The organism is Rhodococcus jostii NBRC 16295 (assembly GCF_001894825.1).
Taxonomy (GTDB): domain Bacteria; phylum Actinomycetota; class Actinomycetes; order Mycobacteriales; family Mycobacteriaceae; genus Rhodococcus_F; species Rhodococcus_F jostii.
Genome location: NZ_BCWY01000038.1, coordinates 73,539 through 89,075, shown reverse-complemented (window position 1 = coordinate 89,075; position 15,537 = coordinate 73,539). Strand labels below are relative to the sequence as shown.

At 66.8% G+C, this 15,537-nt stretch carries 15 protein-coding genes and 1 tRNA gene; 10 read left to right on the top strand and 6 right to left on the bottom strand.

The window, feature by feature from the left end; translation table 11 throughout:
* Positions 1 to 45 precede the first annotated feature (45 nt).
* Positions 46 to 1,179: an IS701 family transposase gene (locus RJ1_RS23980; protein ID WP_083400496.1), complete on the top strand. Its 1,134-nt coding sequence runs from the start codon at positions 46 to 48 to the stop codon at positions 1,177 to 1,179.
* An 889-nt stretch (positions 1,180 to 2,068) separates the two neighbouring features.
* Here the strand turns inward: RJ1_RS23980 and RJ1_RS23975 are convergent.
* Positions 2,069 to 2,141, bottom strand: a tRNA-Arg gene (locus tag RJ1_RS23975).
* A 71-nt stretch (positions 2,142 to 2,212) separates the two neighbouring features.
* Between RJ1_RS23975 and RJ1_RS23970 the strand changes: the two genes are divergently transcribed.
* Entirely contained in the window at positions 2,213 to 2,983 is a 771-nt protein-coding gene (locus RJ1_RS23970; RefSeq protein WP_073364535.1) for a dienelactone hydrolase family protein, read from the top strand.
* Here RJ1_RS23970 and RJ1_RS23965 read toward each other — a convergent pair whose 3' ends face one another.
* Positions 2,984 to 3,241, bottom strand: coding sequence for a hypothetical protein (locus RJ1_RS23965; RefSeq protein WP_073364534.1), 258 nt, complete (start codon positions 3,239 to 3,241; stop codon positions 2,984 to 2,986). It abuts the gene before it with no gap.
* A 175-nt stretch (positions 3,242 to 3,416) separates the two neighbouring features.
* On the opposite strand from RJ1_RS23965, the gene cycA reads away from it, so the two are divergent.
* Positions 3,417 to 4,895 carry a D-serine/D-alanine/glycine transporter gene (gene cycA / locus RJ1_RS23960; protein WP_073364532.1) on the top strand — a complete coding sequence of 493 codons (1,479 nt, stop codon included), beginning with the start codon at positions 3,417 to 3,419 and terminating at the stop codon, positions 4,893 to 4,895.
* A gap of 113 nt (positions 4,896 to 5,008) precedes the next feature.
* Positions 5,009 to 5,797: a M23 family metallopeptidase gene (locus RJ1_RS23955; RefSeq protein ID WP_073364531.1), complete on the top strand. Its 789-nt coding sequence runs from the start codon at positions 5,009 to 5,011 to the stop codon at positions 5,795 to 5,797.
* 4 nt (positions 5,798 to 5,801) lie between these two features.
* Here RJ1_RS23955 and RJ1_RS23950 read toward each other — a convergent pair whose 3' ends face one another.
* The gene (locus RJ1_RS23950; RefSeq protein ID WP_073364529.1) at positions 5,802 to 6,062 is read right to left on the bottom strand and encodes a hypothetical protein; all 261 of its coding nucleotides are present in this window, start codon (positions 6,060 to 6,062) and stop codon (positions 5,802 to 5,804) included.
* A 118-nt stretch (positions 6,063 to 6,180) separates the two neighbouring features.
* On the opposite strand from RJ1_RS23950, the gene RJ1_RS23945 reads away from it, so the two are divergent.
* Positions 6,181 to 7,689 carry a glutamate-cysteine ligase family protein gene (locus RJ1_RS23945; RefSeq protein WP_073364528.1) on the top strand — a complete coding sequence of 503 codons (1,509 nt, stop codon included), beginning with the start codon at positions 6,181 to 6,183 and terminating at the stop codon, positions 7,687 to 7,689.
* A gap of 16 nt (positions 7,690 to 7,705) precedes the next feature.
* Here RJ1_RS23945 and RJ1_RS23940 read toward each other — a convergent pair whose 3' ends face one another.
* On the bottom strand, positions 7,706 to 8,890 hold the full coding sequence (locus RJ1_RS23940; protein WP_073364526.1) for a globin domain-containing protein: 1,185 nt from the start codon (positions 8,888 to 8,890) through the stop codon (positions 7,706 to 7,708).
* 1 nt (position 8,891) lies between these two features.
* Positions 8,892 to 9,365 carry an RrF2 family transcriptional regulator gene (locus RJ1_RS23935; protein ID WP_073364525.1) on the bottom strand — a complete coding sequence of 158 codons (474 nt, stop codon included), beginning with the start codon at positions 9,363 to 9,365 and terminating at the stop codon, positions 8,892 to 8,894.
* Positions 9,366 to 9,615: 250 nt separating this feature from the next.
* Between RJ1_RS23935 and RJ1_RS23930 the strand changes: the two genes are divergently transcribed.
* The 4 genes from RJ1_RS23930 (at position 9,616) to RJ1_RS23915 (ending at position 13,697) form a co-directional block, all read left to right on the top strand.
* Positions 9,616 to 10,500 (top strand): universal stress protein, encoded by an 885-nt coding sequence (locus tag RJ1_RS23930; RefSeq protein WP_073364523.1) that lies wholly within the window; start codon positions 9,616 to 9,618, stop codon positions 10,498 to 10,500.
* 72 nt (positions 10,501 to 10,572) lie between these two features.
* Complete coding sequence (locus tag RJ1_RS23925; RefSeq protein ID WP_073364564.1) at positions 10,573 to 11,613, top strand: LLM class F420-dependent oxidoreductase; 1,041 nt, start codon at positions 10,573 to 10,575, stop codon at positions 11,611 to 11,613.
* Positions 11,614 to 11,661: 48 nt separating this feature from the next.
* A complete protein-coding gene (locus RJ1_RS23920) occupies positions 11,662 to 12,552 on the top strand; it encodes a universal stress protein (RefSeq protein WP_073364522.1) in 891 nt (296 codons plus the stop codon).
* Between the two features lie 59 nt (positions 12,553 to 12,611).
* Positions 12,612 to 13,697 carry an alpha/beta hydrolase family protein gene (locus tag RJ1_RS23915; protein ID WP_073364520.1) on the top strand — a complete coding sequence of 362 codons (1,086 nt, stop codon included), beginning with the start codon at positions 12,612 to 12,614 and terminating at the stop codon, positions 13,695 to 13,697.
* Positions 13,698 to 13,864: 167 nt separating this feature from the next.
* Here the strand turns inward: RJ1_RS23915 and RJ1_RS23910 are convergent, their stop codons facing one another.
* Positions 13,865 to 14,728: a nitroreductase family protein gene (locus RJ1_RS23910; protein WP_073364562.1), complete on the bottom strand. Its 864-nt coding sequence runs from the start codon at positions 14,726 to 14,728 to the stop codon at positions 13,865 to 13,867.
* A 170-nt stretch (positions 14,729 to 14,898) separates the two neighbouring features.
* Between RJ1_RS23910 and RJ1_RS23905 the strand changes: the two genes are divergently transcribed.
* A complete protein-coding gene (locus RJ1_RS23905) occupies positions 14,899 to 15,534 on the top strand; it encodes a response regulator transcription factor (RefSeq protein ID WP_073364519.1) in 636 nt (211 codons plus the stop codon).
* The last annotated feature ends 3 nt before the right edge of the window (positions 15,535 to 15,537 follow it).

Here is a 15,537-nt window from a genome sequence, read left to right as displayed (position 1 = left end):
AGTACTGCAACGGCACTTGCTTGACAGGTAGACGATACTGGTTGTGTGGTCCTCGATCTGGTTGTTGCCGAGTTGGAAGCGTTGCATGAGCGGATCTCCGGTCGGTTCGCCCGGTCAGAGCCGCGGTCCCGGGTCCGTGAATATGTGACGGGTCTGGTTGCGGGTCTGGAACGCAAGAACGGGTGGACCCTCGCCGAGCGGGCCGGCGAGGTGAGCCCGGACGGGATGCAACGGTTGCTGCGGCGGGCGGACTGGGACGTCGACGGGGTGCGCGACGATGTGCGTGATTATGTGGTCGAACGGCTCGGTGACCGCGCCGGGGTGTTGATCGTCGATGACACCGGATTCCTCAAGAAGGGCACCCGCTCGGCCGGGGTGCAACGCCAGTACTCGGGCACCGCCGGTCGGGTGGAAAATTGCCAGATCGGGGTCTTCCTCGCCTACGCGAGCTCGGCCGGGCACGCGCTCATCGACCGGGAGCTGTACCTGCCCGAGTCCTGGACCTCCGACCGCGACCGGTGCCGCGCCGCCGGGATCGGTGACGAGGTGGAGTTCGCGACCAAACCGAGACTGGCGCAACACATGATCGAACGCGCCCTCGACGCACAGGTGCCCTTCTCCTGGCTCACCGCGGACGAGGCCTACGGTCAGGTGAAGTACCTGCGGGTCTGGCTCGAGGAACGCGATGTCTCGTATGTGTTGGCCACCCGGTGCAACGACGATGTGTTCACGCCGGACGGCCGCTCCGGTCGTGCCGACGAGATGATCGCCGCGGTCCCGCCGAAGCAGTGGCGCCGAATCTCCGCCGGAGACGGCGCTCACGGCCCGCGCGAGTATTCCTGGGTGCGGGTGCCCATCAGGATCGCCTGGGCACCCGGCCGCGGGCACTGGCTCCTCGCCCGCCGATCCCTGTCGGACCCGACCGAGATCGCGTACTACATCTGCGCCGGACCCCGGCGCACCACGCTCACCGAACTCGCCACGATCGCCGGCTCGCGGTGGCGGGTCGAGGAATGCTTCCAGCAGGCCAAGAACGAGGCGGGGTTGGACCAGTATCAGGTGCGCACCTACCGGGCCTGGTACGCGCACACCACCCTGTCGATGCTCGCCCTCGCCTGGCTCGCAGGAACGAAAACCGAAGCAGTAAAGGGGGAATCGGGACCGATGATCAGGGCATGATCGGCTACACGGTACCCGAGATCCGCCGCCTACTCGTGTATCTGATCCTGCGACACGCCCACCCCGACGAACACGTCTGGTCCTGGTCACACTGGCGGAGACGCCGACAACACCAGGCCCGCATCTGTCATTACCGAACCCGCGGCCACCTGCCATAAGTGCCGTTGCAGTACTAGCGGGAACGAGCGTCGCGTTGGTACACCTTCTCGACGTGTTGAGCAGCGTTGGGATCGGGGGCTAACCAAGTTAGCCCAACCAATTCGATTCGCGCGGGGCGTCCACTCTTTGTGGGCGCCCCATCTCATTGTGTGACGGACCGAACGCTGGACGGGGCGGGCGCCTGCTTGCGTGTTCATGTCACGGATTCCAGGACTTGCCTCGCGGCCTGAGTGGGGCGGAACGAATGGCGTCGTATCGCAGCGCCGACGCAAGGCCCCTATTTGTTTCTATTGCGATCGGCCGTCCGAGGTCGCATCGCCTCGACGGGAAATCGGAGATCAGATGAATTCCACCCCCGCGTGGCGAAGAATCACCATCCCCGGCTGTGGCCGATCAGCGTGGAGGTCTCGTGCACCTGATCGATGGTGAAGTGGTCTGTTTCCAGTTCTCGGCTGTGGGCAGCGGGCAACGCTACGAGAGGTGTTCTAGGACACGAAAACAACCTCGAGACGTAAGCGCAGACGGCCAGCATGGGAGCGAAGGGAGGGGTTGTGGCTCGTTCGCGCCCACCGTATGCAGCACTTCTCCAACGCAGGTTCAGGACGGGTCGACTTCACTGCGTCGATGGTTCTGGAATCGGTGGGTAACACCCTCGGAGGCACGGACAACAACGCGAGGCACGGATAGTGCACATTGAGGACCCTGAGCTAATGGCCCCAAAGTCGAAAAGTGCCCTCGGCAGGATTCGAACCTGCGACCTACCCTTTAGGAGAGGGTTGCTCTATCCCCTGAGCTACGAGGGCGCGGTGCACGCGCTGGGCGCACACCGAGGTGAGTGTAGCGGGAACGGTGGTGCGCCCGCGATGGGGAGGGCATGGTTGTCGCAGATGTTCTGGAATTGACGACGGAACGGGAGACGCACATGTCCGAGATCGACTTGACCGACCTCGCTGCGCGGCACGACGGTTCGCTGAATTTGCACGGCTATCTGGCGAGGCCGTCGGGTGAGGGCCCGTGGCCGGGGGTGGTGATGGTGCACGAGGCGTTCGGTTTGGACGATGTGATGCGCCGGCAGGCCGACAGGCTGGCGGAGTCGGGGTTTCTGACGTTGGCGCCGGATTTGTTCAGTGCGGGCGGTGCGAGGCGCTGTCTGGTGTCGACGATGCGGGCGATGCTCTCGGGGAAGGGGCGGGCGTACGGGGATATCGAGGCCGCGCGTCAGTGGCTGGCCGGCTCGTCGCAGTGCACGGGGAAGATCGGTGTCATCGGGTTCTGCATGGGCGGCGGGTTCGCTCTGATGACGTTGCGCACGGGGTTCGACGCGGCGGCGCCGAACTACGGGATTCTGCCGCGCGACCTGGATGCGGCGGTGGCGGGTGCGTGCCCGGTGGTGGCGAGTTACGGCGGGAAGGATCTCGCGTTGCGGAACGCGTCAGCCAAGCTGGATGCGGCTCTGACGCAGGCCGGTGTGGTTCACGATGTGAAGGAGTATCCGGCGGCGGGGCACGCGTTCATGAACGACGAATTGGCCGGACCGAAGGTGCTGCGTCCTCTGGTGAAGGTGACGGGGATGGTGCCGAACCCGGAGGCGGCTGCCGATGCGTGGACGAGGATCGACAGGTTCTTCGGGGAGCACCTGGGTTGATCAGTGAATGAACTGGCGGGCGCTGGAGGTGGCGTGCCGGTAGTCCAGCCCGCATGCGCGCACTACCTGCCCGAGGCTGAGGTATCCCTCGTCGCTGGTTGCCTTCGCGAATTTGCCGTCGGCGCGTACCGCGACGGTGACGCTGGATGTGACGGAGTCGACCCGGGCGAGCTCGTACTCGTCGACGCCGTCGGCGGCCTGAGCCACACAGGTGACAGCGCCCTGGGCGTACGCGATCTCGATCAGGTCGTCGATCATGTGCAGGCTCCTCGCCTCGAAGTAACGGACTGAGGTTAGCCTTAGCTATGCGGTTTCTGTCAAGTCCCTCCGCTCAGGATTCCCTCCTCGACGGTGGTCCGCAGCCATCCCGGCGTAACGTGACCCACGCTTTCGGACGGTGACGGCAAGGACTGAGAAGGGTTGCAGGTGTTCCATGGCTGACCGAACTTCCTCGACGGGCTCGATCGGATCGGGACCGGGTGACGACTCGGGGACGGCGTCGGCGGGGGAGCCGCATCTCTCCCGGCAGCTCGCCAACCGGCACATCCAGCTGATCGCGATCGGCGGTGCAATCGGAACGGGCCTCTTCATGGGGTCGGGGAAGACGATCTCGCTGGCCGGACCGTCCGTGATCTTCGTCTACATGATCATCGGCTTCATGCTGTTCTTCGTGATGCGGGCGATGGGCGAATTGCTTCTCTCCAATCTGCAGTACAAGTCGTTCTCCGACTTCACGGCCGATCTGCTCGGCCCCTGGGCCGGTTTCTTCACCGGGTGGACGTACTGGTTCTGCTGGATCGTCACCGGCATCGCCGACATCATCGCGATATCCGGCTATGTGCGGTACTGGTGGCCCGACCTCCAGTTGTGGATCCCCGCGCTCGTGGCGATCGCGGCGCTGCTGTTGCTGAACCTGCCGACCGTGCGGGCGTTCGGTGAAACCGAGTTCTGGTTCGCGCTGATCAAGATCATCGCCATCCTCAGCCTCATCGTCGTCGGACTCGTGATGGTGTTCACCCACTTCACGTCGCCCAACGGGGCGGAGGCCGGCTTCGACAACCTGTGGAACGACGGCGGCATGTTCCCGACCGGCGCGATGGGCTTCGTCGCCGGCTTCCAGATCGCGGTCTTCGCCTTCGTCGGGATCGAACTCGTCGGCACCACCGCGGCCGAGGCGAAGGACCCGGAGAAGAATCTGCCCAAGGCGATCAACTCGATCCCGATCCGAATCCTGCTGTTCTATGTGGTGTCGCTGATTGTGATCATCTCGGTCACGCCGTGGCGTGAGGTCGTGCCCGGCGAGAGCCCGTTCACCGCGATGTTCACCCTGGCGGGCCTGGGGGTCGCGGCCGGAGTCATCCAGTTCGTGGTGTTGACGTCGGCGGCGTCGTCGGCGAACTCGGGGATCTACTCGACGTCCCGGATGGTCTACGGCCTCGCGCAGGAGGGTGACGCACCGGCCCGGCTCGGCAAGCTCAGTTCCCGCAAGGTCCCGGCCAACGCGCTGATGTTCTCCTGCGCCTTCCTGCTCTCCGCGATCGCGCTGCTGTTCTCCGGCGACTCGGTGATCGAGGCCTTCACGACTGTGACGACAATCTCATCGGTGTTGTTCATGTTCGTGTGGACGATGATCCTGGCCAGCTACATCGTGTACCGGAAGCGTCGCCCCGAACTGCATGAGGCGTCCAAGTTCAAGATGCCCGGTGGTGTGGTGATGTGCTGGATCGTCCTGGCCTTCTTCGTATTCCTGATCTGGGCGTTGACCCAGGAGGACGACACCCTCGAGGCGCTTCTGGTCACCCCGGTATGGTTCGTCGTGCTCGGGATCGCGTGGGCGGTGATCCGCCGGCGCGCCCCGCACCGCGCTCGGTACGCCGCGTTCAAGGCCGAGCTCGAGGAGCGCCAAACATAAACGTTCGGTAACGGTGGCGCGGACCTATATCGTTTTGTTACATTCGTCGCCAGACAGAGGAGCCCGCCCCGGATGGGGAGAGCTGCAATCCGACGACTGACGAGGTATCAACTGTGGGTTCCCACCACCGGGCGAACGGGTCTTCCCTTCGCTTCGAGATCGATCCGGACGCGGCGCGTGGGCGCCATCGCAATCAGCAGACCGGAGCGGGTGTGGGCATCAAGGCAGCCACTGTTGCGGCCGCCACCGGTGCCCTCGTGGTCGGCGCAGCCCAGCTGGGCGCCGGAAACGCTGCTGCCGCCCCCGTCGAGTCGCACGAGACGAGCGGCCCGCAGAGCCTGCCGGGTCTTCCGTTCGAGATCCCGGCCGGTGTCCTTCCCGCCGGTTTCGAGTTGCCCGCCGACCTCGGCGCCGCGGCCCAGAACCTCGGCGGCCCCGACCTGGGCGCACAGGCACAGCAGTGGCTGAACACCGTCAACCCGGTCAAGCAGCACACGGTGCAGCCGGTGTCGGGCAAGCTGACCTCCGACTTCGGTTCCCGCTGGGGAGCGCACCACGGCGGCATCGACATCGCCGCACCGATCGGCACCTCGGTGCTCGCTGCTGCGGACGGACAGGTCATCGACGCCGGCCCCGCGTCCGGCTTCGGACTGTGGGTCCGGCTGCTGCACGACGACGGAACCGTCACGATCTACGGACACGTCAACGACTACACGGTGAGCGTGGGGCAGCGCGTCACCGCCGGGCAGGAAATCGCCCACGTCGGTAACCGCGGCCAGTCCACCGGACCGCACCTGCACTTCGAGGTGCACGACGCGAACGGAAGCAAGATCGATCCCGGACGCTGGCTGCAGGAACGCGGCGTGTCCGTCACCTGGGGCAACGCTGGCGCGAACGCGTAAGGGCCTATTCCGGCTCGAGGTCGTCGTCGTTGCGGAACACGAGTGGTCCGCTGTCGAGGGCGATCGCCCAGCGACGTGAGACGGCCCAGTCGCGGCCGTAGGAATCGTTGCTGATGTCCTGGACGCCGGCGAAATCGTCGACGATGACGCCGGCCTCCAGGGGCCATTTCTTCTCGGCCAGTTCGTGATCGGCCGAATGCCGGGTTTTCACCCGTGTGCCCACGGAGAACTCTGGTTTCTTCTTGGAGTCGGTTTGAGGGGTCATCTCAGGTCCTTCCGCTCACCAGCGTCTGGTTCGAGGTTAGTCCGCCATCCCGCATTCGCGCGGGATGAACGGATATGCTCCCCCGTGAGCGCAGGTCGACGCGCAGTTGGGGAGTGGTATGGGTCGCGAAGTGACGTCTCGGACATTCACCCGGGCAGATCGGCGCCTGTTCCGGCAGAAGGTGCTCCTGTGCGCCGACGTGCTCGAGCGGATGCTTCGGGAGGGTGCGTTCGCCGACGACGTCGACCCGCCGCGGCCCATGCTGGGCATGGAGATCGAGTTCAACCTCGTCCACGCCGACATGACGCCCGCGATGTCGAATCTCGCTGTACTCGAGTCGATCGACGACGACGCCGTGTTCCAGACCGAGCTCGGCCAGTTCAACGTCGAGATGAACGTGCGGCCGGGTCCCCTGGTCGGTGAGGGCACATTCGAGCTCGAACGCACACTGCGGGCGTCGCTGCACGTCGCCGACGCGCGTATCCACGGGCAGGACGCGCAGCTGGTGATGATCGGCATGCTGCCGACGCTGCGGCTCGAGCACCTGGGCCGCGAGTGGATCACCGCGAATCCCCGCTACGAGCAGCTCAACGAACAGATCTTCGCCGCTCGCGGTGAGGACATCGAACTCGACCTCGAGGGTGTGCCGCTCGAGGGGCGGCTCTCCGAACAGCTGAAGTTGGACGCCAATTCGGTGCTCCCGGAGGCCGCGTGCACCTCCCTGCAACTGCACCTGCGCGTGGCGCCGGACGAGTTCGCCGCCCACTGGAATGCCGCGCAGTGCCTGGCGGGTGCCCAGGTGGCACTCGCGGCGAACTCGCCGTTCATGGCGGGCAAGGCGTTGTGGCACGAGTCCCGCATCCCGATCTTCGAGCAGGCCACCGACACCCGGCCGTTGGAGCTGAAGAACCAGGGTGTGCGGCCGCGTGTGTGGTTCGGCGAGCGGTGGATCACGTCGGTGTTCGACCTGTTCGAGGAGAACTCCCGGTACTTCCCGGCTCTGCTGCCCGAGCTGTCCGACGTCGACCCGTCCGCCGAATTCGACGCGGGCCGGGTGCCGGACCTCAGCGAACTGCAGATGCACAACGGCACCATCTACCGGTGGAACCGGCCGGTGTACGACAGCCACGACGGCAAGCCGCACCTGCGGATCGAGAATCGGGTGCTGCCCGCGGGCCCGACCGTGCTCGACACGATGGCGAATGCCGCGTTCTATTACGGTGCGCTACGCGGGCTCGTCGAGGCGGATCGGCCGGTCTGGTCGCGGATGTCGTTCAATGCCGCCGAGGAGAACCTGCACGCCGGCGCGAAGTACGGCATGGACGCCGAACTGTACTGGCCCGGTGTCGGGTCCACGGGCGCCGACGAACTCGTCCTGCGCCGGCTGCTGCCGATCGCCGACGAGGGCCTCGCCGCATTCGGGCTGTCCGCGAAGGCCCGCGACCGCTACCTCAGCGTCATCGAGGGGCGATGCGTCACCCGGCAGACCGGGGCGTCGTGGCAGCGTGCGCAGGTGGTCCGGCACGAGAACGCCGGTCTGCGCCGCCCGGAAGCCCTGGCCGCCATGCTGCGTCAGTACGTGGAGAACATGCGGGAGGGGAGTCCCGTTCACACCTGGCCGGTGTGAACGGGCGCGGCGATCCTCATACGCCGGCGGCCGACCAGCTGTCGGGGCCGAACACCTCGTAGTGGATGTTCTCGGCGGGCACATCCTTCGCGAGCAGCGCCTCGCGCATTCCGAGCATGAACGGCAGCGGACCGCACAGGTAGGCGCGGGTGCCGGGCGCGATCGTCACCTCCCCGAGGTCGGCCCGTCCCTCCCGGAGGCTGCCCTCGGGGCGGCGCGCACCCAGGTCCTCGTACCAGCGGTGCATCACCGCGAACGGCAGACGTTCCACGAGTTCGGTCAGCTCCGCGCGGTGCGCGTGGCTGCTGGCGGAGCGGTCGGCGTGGAGCACCGAGATCCGGCGGTTGTCCTCGGTGTCGGCGAGGTGGCTGAGTATCCCGATCATCGGTGTGCAGCCGATGCCCGCGGACACGAGGAGCAGCGGTGCGTCGTCGTCCTGCAGGACGAGATCGCCGAACGGTGTCGACACCGACACGATGTCTTCCTCGAACACGTTGTGGTACAGAAAGTTCGACACCTCACCCGACCGTTTCACGGAGATCCGCCAGTCGCCGCTGGACGGTGCCGACGACAGGCTGTACTGGCGGATCTGGCGCGCCCCGTCCGGCAGGCGAACCGCGACGGAGAGGTACTGTCCCGGCGCGAACGTGGGAAGCGGACTGCCGTCCACGGACGTGAGTACGAACGACACGGTGTCCGCGGACTCGTGCCTGCGCTCACGCACCCGCACGTCGCGCCACACGTCGCCGGCCGCCACTCCCGCCGAGGCGTACAGACCGGCCTCCATCGAGATCAGGGTCTCGGCCATCAGCCAGTACACCTCGTCCCAGGCGGCGGCGACCTCCGGGGTGACGGCGTCACCGAGTACCTCGACGATGGCCGCGAACAGGTGCGTGTGCACGATCGCGTACTGCGCGGGTTCGATTCCCAGTGAGGCGTGCTTGTTCGCGATCCTCGACAGGATGAGGTCGACGCGCGCCTGATCGGGTTCGAGTTGGAGAGCGGCGAACGCGGCGATGGCCCCGGCCAGCGCTTTCTGTTGTTCGCCCTGCTTCTGGTTGCCGCGGTTGAACAGATCCCGCTCGAGTTCGGGGTGTGCGTCGAACATCTTGCGGTAGAACAGCGTCGTGATGTCCGAGATCGCGGCGCCGACCACGGGCAGGGTGGCGCGGATGACGTCCGTCGAGGTGGGTGAGAGCATGTCATTCTCCGATCGTTCGAGAAATCTGGGAAGTTGTGGCGGCTACCCGGGGGAGGGCGAGCAGCACGGTTCCGGTGGGGGTCCGGGTGAGGTCTTCGATGGTGAGGGCGTCCAGCGATTCGAAGAACGCGTCCTGCGCGCGTCGCAGCGCCGACCGCAACAGGCAGTTCGACCGCAGCGGGCAGGGTTGGGCGCCGTCGCAGTCGACGACCTCCGCGTCGCCCTCGAGCCGGCGTGCGAGCCAGCCGACGGACGCGGTACGCCCGAGTTCGGTGATGGCGAGACCGCCTCCGCGTCCGCGGCGTGCGTCGACGATGCCCAGCTCACCCAGCCGGGTGATCACCTTGGCGGCGTGGGTGTACGACACCGACAGTTCCTCGGCGATCGCCCGGCTCCCCGGCCGTTCGCCGTCCCCGGTGACGGCCAGTCGCATGACGACCCGCAGTCCGAGGTCGGTGAACTGTGTGAGTTGCATGACCCCAACGTACTTTAATTCTCATTCAAGATACCAAATTTGTGAGCGACGTCGCTTCCTGTGGGTGATGCACGGAAAGCGAAGCACCCCAGTCCTATTCGTAAGAAACGGACGGGTCCAGTTTCTCATCTTTGCGGAAGTCGGCCGCCGCGGCTACGGGCGGAGAACCCGAATCGGTGGGGACTTAAGTCCCGGTTCCAAAGACGAAGGGCGGCAGACGCGAACCGGACACCGGGGATAGTGTGAAGCCATGAGCACACGGGACCGCAACAGCGTCGTCGTCGGTGTCGACGGATCGGACAGCTCGAAGTCCGCGGTACGGGTGGCGGCCGAACTGGCCACCGAACGCGGCCTGAACCTGAAGATCATCCACGCCCTCGACTTTGCGCCCTACGGGTTCGGCGGCCCCTACATGGATTCGGGCGGCGTGTACGAATGGGTCGAGGCGAGTGGCAAGGCGATTCTCGCCGAGGCGCAGGAGCAGGCGTTCGCGGTCAATCCCATCATCGACGTCCACACCGAACTGTCGATCGGGAGCAGCGCCCAGTGGCTCGTCGACCTGTCCGAAAACGCCAGGGTCGTGGTGGTCGGGGCATCCGGGGTCGGCGCCGCAGCCACCGCCCTGCTCGGGAACACGGCCATCAACGTCACCAGCCACGCGCACTGCCCGGTCGTCGTGGTCCGCGGTGACGCCCACGAGGGCGGGCCCGTCGTCGTCGGCGTCGACGGCAGCCTCACCAGCGAGCGGGCGATCTCGGTGGCCTTCCAGGAGGCGTCCCTGCGGAACGCGCCGTTGGTGGCCGTCCACGTGTGGAGCGACCTCGGGCCGACGGCGTTCGAGGACCCCCGGGCCGCGGCCCTGGTCCCGCAGGGGCTCGAGGAGGACGAACACGCAGTCCTCGCCGAGAGCCTCGCCGGCTGGCAGGAGAAATACCCCGACGTGCTGGTCACCCGAGAGGTGTACATCGACAATCCGCGGGCGCGGCTGCTCGAGTGGTCGAAGAAGGCGCAACTTCTGGTGGTGGGCAGCCGGGGCCGCGGCGGATTCAAGGGAATGCTGCTCGGATCGACCAGCAACAGCCTGGTCGGTGGTGCGCACTGCCCGGTCGTCGTCGTGAGGCCTGCACGCCCCTGACGCGATTGCTCGCAGTAGTGTTCTGGATTGAAGAAGAACAGGTTGCAGGTAACGCCAGGATTGGGGAACGACGTGCGCATAGGTATGGGCTTGAACTACAGCGGCGGTTTCGCCGAGACGGTCGACGAGGTCGCCGACCTGGAGAAAGCCGGGCTCGACATCGCGTTCGTGCCCGAGGCCTACTCGTTCGACGCGGTCAGCCAGATCGGCTACCTCGCCGCCAAGACCACGACGATCGAACTCGCGTCGGGCATCTTCCAGATCTACACGCGCACGCCGAGCCTGACGGCCATGACGGCAGCCGGCCTCGACTTCGTGTCGAACGGGCGCTTCGTCATGGGCCTCGGCGCGTCCGGCCCGCAGGTGATCGAGGGCTTCCACGGCGTCAAGTACGACGCCCCGCTCGGCCGCACCCGCGAGGTCGTCGAGATCTGCCGCAAGGTGTGGCGCCGGGAGAAGGTCGAATTCCAGGGCAAGTACTACCAGATTCCGCTGCCCGCCGAAAAGGGCACCGGGCTGGGCAAGCCGCTGAAGATCATCAACCACCCTGTGCGTGATCGCATCCCGATCGTCATCGCCTCGCTCGGGCCCAAGAACGTAGAGATGACGGCCGAGATCGCCGAAGGCTGGGAGCCGATCTTCTACCACCCCGAGAAGGCCGCGAGTGTGTGGGGCGAGCCCCTCGCGAAGGGCAAGGCGAAGCGCGACCCGAGCCTCGGTGACCTGCAGGTCTTCGCCTCACCCGCGCTCGCCATCGGTGACGACGTCGAGCACATGCTCGACTGGGTCCGTCCCAGCCTCGCGCTGTACATCGGCGGCATGGGCGCGAAGGGCAAGAACTTCTACAACGACCTCGCCGTCCGGTACGGCTACGAGAAGGAAGCCGCGACCATCCAGGACCTCTACCTGTCGGGCAAGAAGGACGAGGCCGCCGCCGCGGTGCCGGACGACCTGGTGCGCGCCGTGTCCCTGATCGGTCCGGAGAGTTACGTCGCAGAACGGGTGGCCGCCTTCGCCGAGTCCGGGGTCACCACCCTCACCGTCACACCGCTCGCCGCGGATCGTGCGGGACGCGTCGCGTTGGTCGAGAAGCTCCGCAAGATCTGCGGGTAACACCGCGAAACCAGCAATGCCCAGCCGGAAGAATCAGGAAAGGTGACCATGACCGGAATCAAGCCGATCGTCGTGGGTGTGGACGGATCCGAGTCGGCCTCCGCCGCCGTGGCGTGGGCCGCCCGCGCAGCCGCCGCACTGTCGCTCCCGCTGCACATCGTGACAGTGGTGCACATTCCTGCCTTCTATTACACCGAGCCGTATCTCGCCGAGAGCTTCAAGGAAGAACTCGAAGACACGGCGAAGGCCCGGCTGGGCAGTGCGCGGGTGCACGCCAAGCAGACGGTGGACGAGCCGCTCGACATCACCACCGAACAGCACGAGGGCAAGGTGAGCCAGACGCTCATCGAGCTGTCCGCGAATGCGCACATGGTCGTGCTCGGCTCGCGCGGGCACGGTGAGTTCACCGGACTGCTGGTCGGTTCGACCACGTCCGCGGTCGCAGCACACGGACATTGCCCACTCATCGTCGTGCGGGGCCGCACCATGGACGGGCAGCCGCCGACCGAAGGGCCGATCGTGGTCGGCGTCGACGGTTCGGAGAGCAGCAAGGCGGCGGTGGAGGTGGCTTTCGAGCAGGCCGCAGCCCGCGGTGCGAGCCTGGTCGCGGTGAACGTCTGGAGCGATGTCAGTGTGCAGCCGTCGCTCGGCGCCTCTCCGGAAGACCCGCTGTGGAGCAGCATCCAGACCGGCGAAGAAGTGGTGCTGTCGGAGCGTCTCGCCGGATATCAGGAGCGGTATCCCGACGTGACCGTCGAACGCGTCGTGGCGCGTGACCGTCCGGTGCGCGTGCTCAGCGAATTCGCGGAGAAGGCGCAGCTGATCGTCGTCGGCAGCCGCGGCCGGGGTGGTTTCAAGGGAATGCTGCTGGGCTCCACGAGCAATGCGCTGCTCCACACCGCGGACTGCCCGGTGATGATCGTCCGGCCGCAGAGCTAGCACCCCCGATCACGACGACTCTGCGGTAGCCTTCGCTCGACTCCGCAGAGGAGGTACGAGTGAAGGCAACCCTCATTCTCCGGGGACTGGTCGCCGTCGCAGTGGTTTTCGGCGCGGCAACGTCCGTCCAGCCGGCGACGGCGAGTGCCGAGACCGGGACGCTCCTGCGCCTGCCTGCGAACGGTGCGAACGTCGGCGTCAGCACCCTCGAACTGGTGGATCACGATCGCGACGATCCGTGGACGCCGGGCAGTCCGCGGACCATCCCGGTGACGGTGACCTACCCCGCCGGATTTGCCACGGGCGGAACCCGATCGCTGCCCGTCGTCCTCTTCTCACCCGGGTTCTACGTGCCGCGGACGCTGTATACGCTCGCCGCCGAGGATCTCGCCGGCCGCGGCTACGTGGTGATCGGCATGGATCATACGGGTGAGGCCCTCGCAACGGTGTTTCCGGACGGCCGCGTCGTCCCGTCACAGATCACCGACCCGTACTCCGCCGACACCCAGAAGAAGGCGCTCGACACCCGGGTGGCGGACGCGAGTTTCGTCGTCGACACCGTCGAATCCCTCTCCCGCGGTGACGACCCCGACGGGATCGGCCCGCTGCTGCCGGACGGTCTCCCCGAGGCCGTCGATCCCGACCGGATCGGGATGTTCGGTCATTCGATCGGCGGAGCCACCACCACGCAGGTCCTCCTCGACGACCCGCGCGTGGACGCCGGGGTCAATCTCGACGGAGCGCTCCTGTATGCGAACACGGCGAGCCCGATCGTCTCCGAGGATCCCGGCACCCCACTGCTCAGCGTGCTCAACTCGCGTCATGCGGAGAGCCCCGAAGGCCGGGACAGGTTCTGGGGGCAATACTTTGCGACGCCCCGGTCCTGGAGCAAGGTCTACGCGCTCCGGGACACCGGGCACTTCAGCTTCACCGACGCCGAGCACCACGTCCCGCAGGCGATCCCCGATCCCCCCGGAATGGATGTGCCCGCCGGCTTCAGCCTCGGCACGGCTCCCCGCCGGGAAGTGGTCCACACGACGAACGACCTCGTGGCAGCGATGTTCGACCGTTTCCTGAAGGGGGCGCCGGCACCCGAACTCGACGATGCCGCGTCGCGATTCCCGCTCGTCTTCGAGGTGCGCTAGCGAGCCGCGACGCGTTCGCCTTCCGGGCCGAAATCGTTACGCTCGAACATGTTCCACTAACGCAACACGGGCAGGACGACGTCGTCGAGGCGCTGGCGCAGATCGTAGATGCCGCCCTTCGCGATCCGTGAGTACGCGGCCCGCAATAGAGCTCCGTTTCTGTTCTGTCAGTATCCGATTCGCAGTATCAGCTGTGGATTGCCGGGCAAGTTCAGTCGCCGAGCCAGCCGCTGCGCTGTATCGTCGACGCGCAGCGGGTAGGAGAGGATGGAGGCGCCGAGCCGGGCGTCGACGGCCGTCAGCCACGCCCGCTCGACGGCGATTCCGGTGCGCACCAGGTCGATCGACTCCTGCGTGCCCGATGCGAACACGAGAACGGTCTCGCCCTCGATGGCCGCGGCGAGGCGCGCCGAATCGGGGACGCCGCGGGTGACCACGGTGTGGATCGTGTCGACCGACTCGTGACCGACCCGGGGCAGCCAGTGCGACGTCCAGGGGAAGAGGTCGCGCTGGTGGCGGGGATCGTGTCGAACGCGGTCCGCCGAATAGAGGAGCACGTCGGCGAGCGCAGGCGCCTCGTCCGCGGCGAGCAGACGAGCACGGACACCCGTCGTCTCCGCCGCGGAGACGATGTCGGCGATGGTGGCCGCCGGAACAGGGATGTCGGCGAATGCTTCCCGATGACTCCGGCGGCGGGCCATGGCGGAGAAGAGCCTCAGATCGGTGCTCGACGGGGAAGTCGTGCCCACGGACCGCACCGTCGCGACGAGTTCGGGTCGACGCGGATCGGGCAGCAGATCCGTCTCGATCTGCCTGCCGAGTGCCCGCAACGCGAGCTCCACGTTCGCGACACCCGCACCGCAGGAGATCACGCGGTCGGCGCGCGGCGTGTCCGTGAACCCGCGGCGTTCGGTGATCTCCGCGTATGTGCCGTCGAGCCGCAGATCCCACGGCTGCGTGTCGTGGACCGACGGAGCCGAGACGATGGCGCGGGAGACCACCTCGATGTCGCTGAGCGACCAGCTGTTCATCGCGACCTCCAGTTGTGGTGTCCGGGTGTTCCCCCGCACGCTCAGCATTCCGCGAGCCGCGCCGTCCGCGCTGGGGTCGAAGGTCCCGAATGCGTGGGGAGAGGTCCCGGACGGGTCGCAACCCTTCGCCGGCGCGGTACGGTTCGAGGAGAGACGGTGGAGGTGCACACATGACCACGCGGGTGTTCCTGGTCGACGACCACGAGATCGTGCGACGAGGCCTGGTCGATCTACTCGGCAGCGTGCCCGACCTCGAGGTGGTCGGGGAGGCCGCGTCCGTGGGCGAGGCGATGGCGCGGATCCCGGGCAGCGGCGCCGACGTCGCCGTCCTCGACGTCCGATTGCCCGACGGCAACGGCGTCGAGCTGTGCCGCGACCTGCGCGCCGCCCTGCCCGAACTGCGGTGCCTGATGCTCACGTCGTTCTCCGACGACGAGGCGCTGTTCGACGCCATTATGGCCGGCGCGTCCGGATTCGTCCTCAAACAGATCCTCGGCACCGACCTGGTCGCGGCCGTGCGGACCGTGGGGGCGGGTGGTTCGCTGCTCGACAGCCGGGCGACGTCGGCTCTGATGAACCGGATCAGGTCGTCACGCCGGGACGACCCGCTGGCGGAACTGTCCGAGCAGGAACGGGCCGTGTTCGATCTGATCGGCGAGGGGCTCACCAACCGGGAGATCGCCGAGCGGCTGTTCCTTGCGGAGAAGACGATCAAGAACTACGTGTCCCGGCTGCTGTCCAAACTCGGGATGCAACGACGCACTCAGGCGGCCGTGCTGGCCACCGAGCTACGCAACCAGCGCTGAATC

Coding starts and splice junctions, on each gene's coding strand:
- RJ1_RS23970 (WP_073364535.1), top strand. CDS start 2,213: ATGGTTGTCGCAGATGTTCTGGAATTGACGACGGAACGGGAGACGCAC.
- RJ1_RS23965 (WP_073364534.1), bottom strand. CDS start 3,241: ATGATCGACGACCTGATCGAGATCGCGTACGCCCAGGGCGCTGTCACC.
- cycA (WP_073364532.1), top strand. CDS start 3,417: ATGGCTGACCGAACTTCCTCGACGGGCTCGATCGGATCGGGACCGGGT.
- RJ1_RS23950 (WP_073364529.1), bottom strand. CDS start 6,062: ATGACCCCTCAAACCGACTCCAAGAAGAAACCAGAGTTCTCCGTGGGC.
- RJ1_RS23945 (WP_073364528.1), top strand. CDS start 6,181: ATGGGTCGCGAAGTGACGTCTCGGACATTCACCCGGGCAGATCGGCGC.
- RJ1_RS23940 (WP_073364526.1), bottom strand. CDS start 8,890: ATGCTCTCACCCACCTCGACGGACGTCATCCGCGCCACCCTGCCCGTG.
- RJ1_RS23935 (WP_073364525.1), bottom strand. CDS start 9,365: ATGCAACTCACACAGTTCACCGACCTCGGACTGCGGGTCGTCATGCGA.
- RJ1_RS23930 (WP_073364523.1), top strand. CDS start 9,616: ATGAGCACACGGGACCGCAACAGCGTCGTCGTCGGTGTCGACGGATCG.
- RJ1_RS23920 (WP_073364522.1), top strand. CDS start 11,662: ATGACCGGAATCAAGCCGATCGTCGTGGGTGTGGACGGATCCGAGTCG.
- RJ1_RS23910 (WP_073364562.1), bottom strand. CDS start 14,728: ATGAACAGCTGGTCGCTCAGCGACATCGAGGTGGTCTCCCGCGCCATC.
- RJ1_RS23905 (WP_073364519.1), top strand. CDS start 14,899: ATGACCACGCGGGTGTTCCTGGTCGACGACCACGAGATCGTGCGACGA.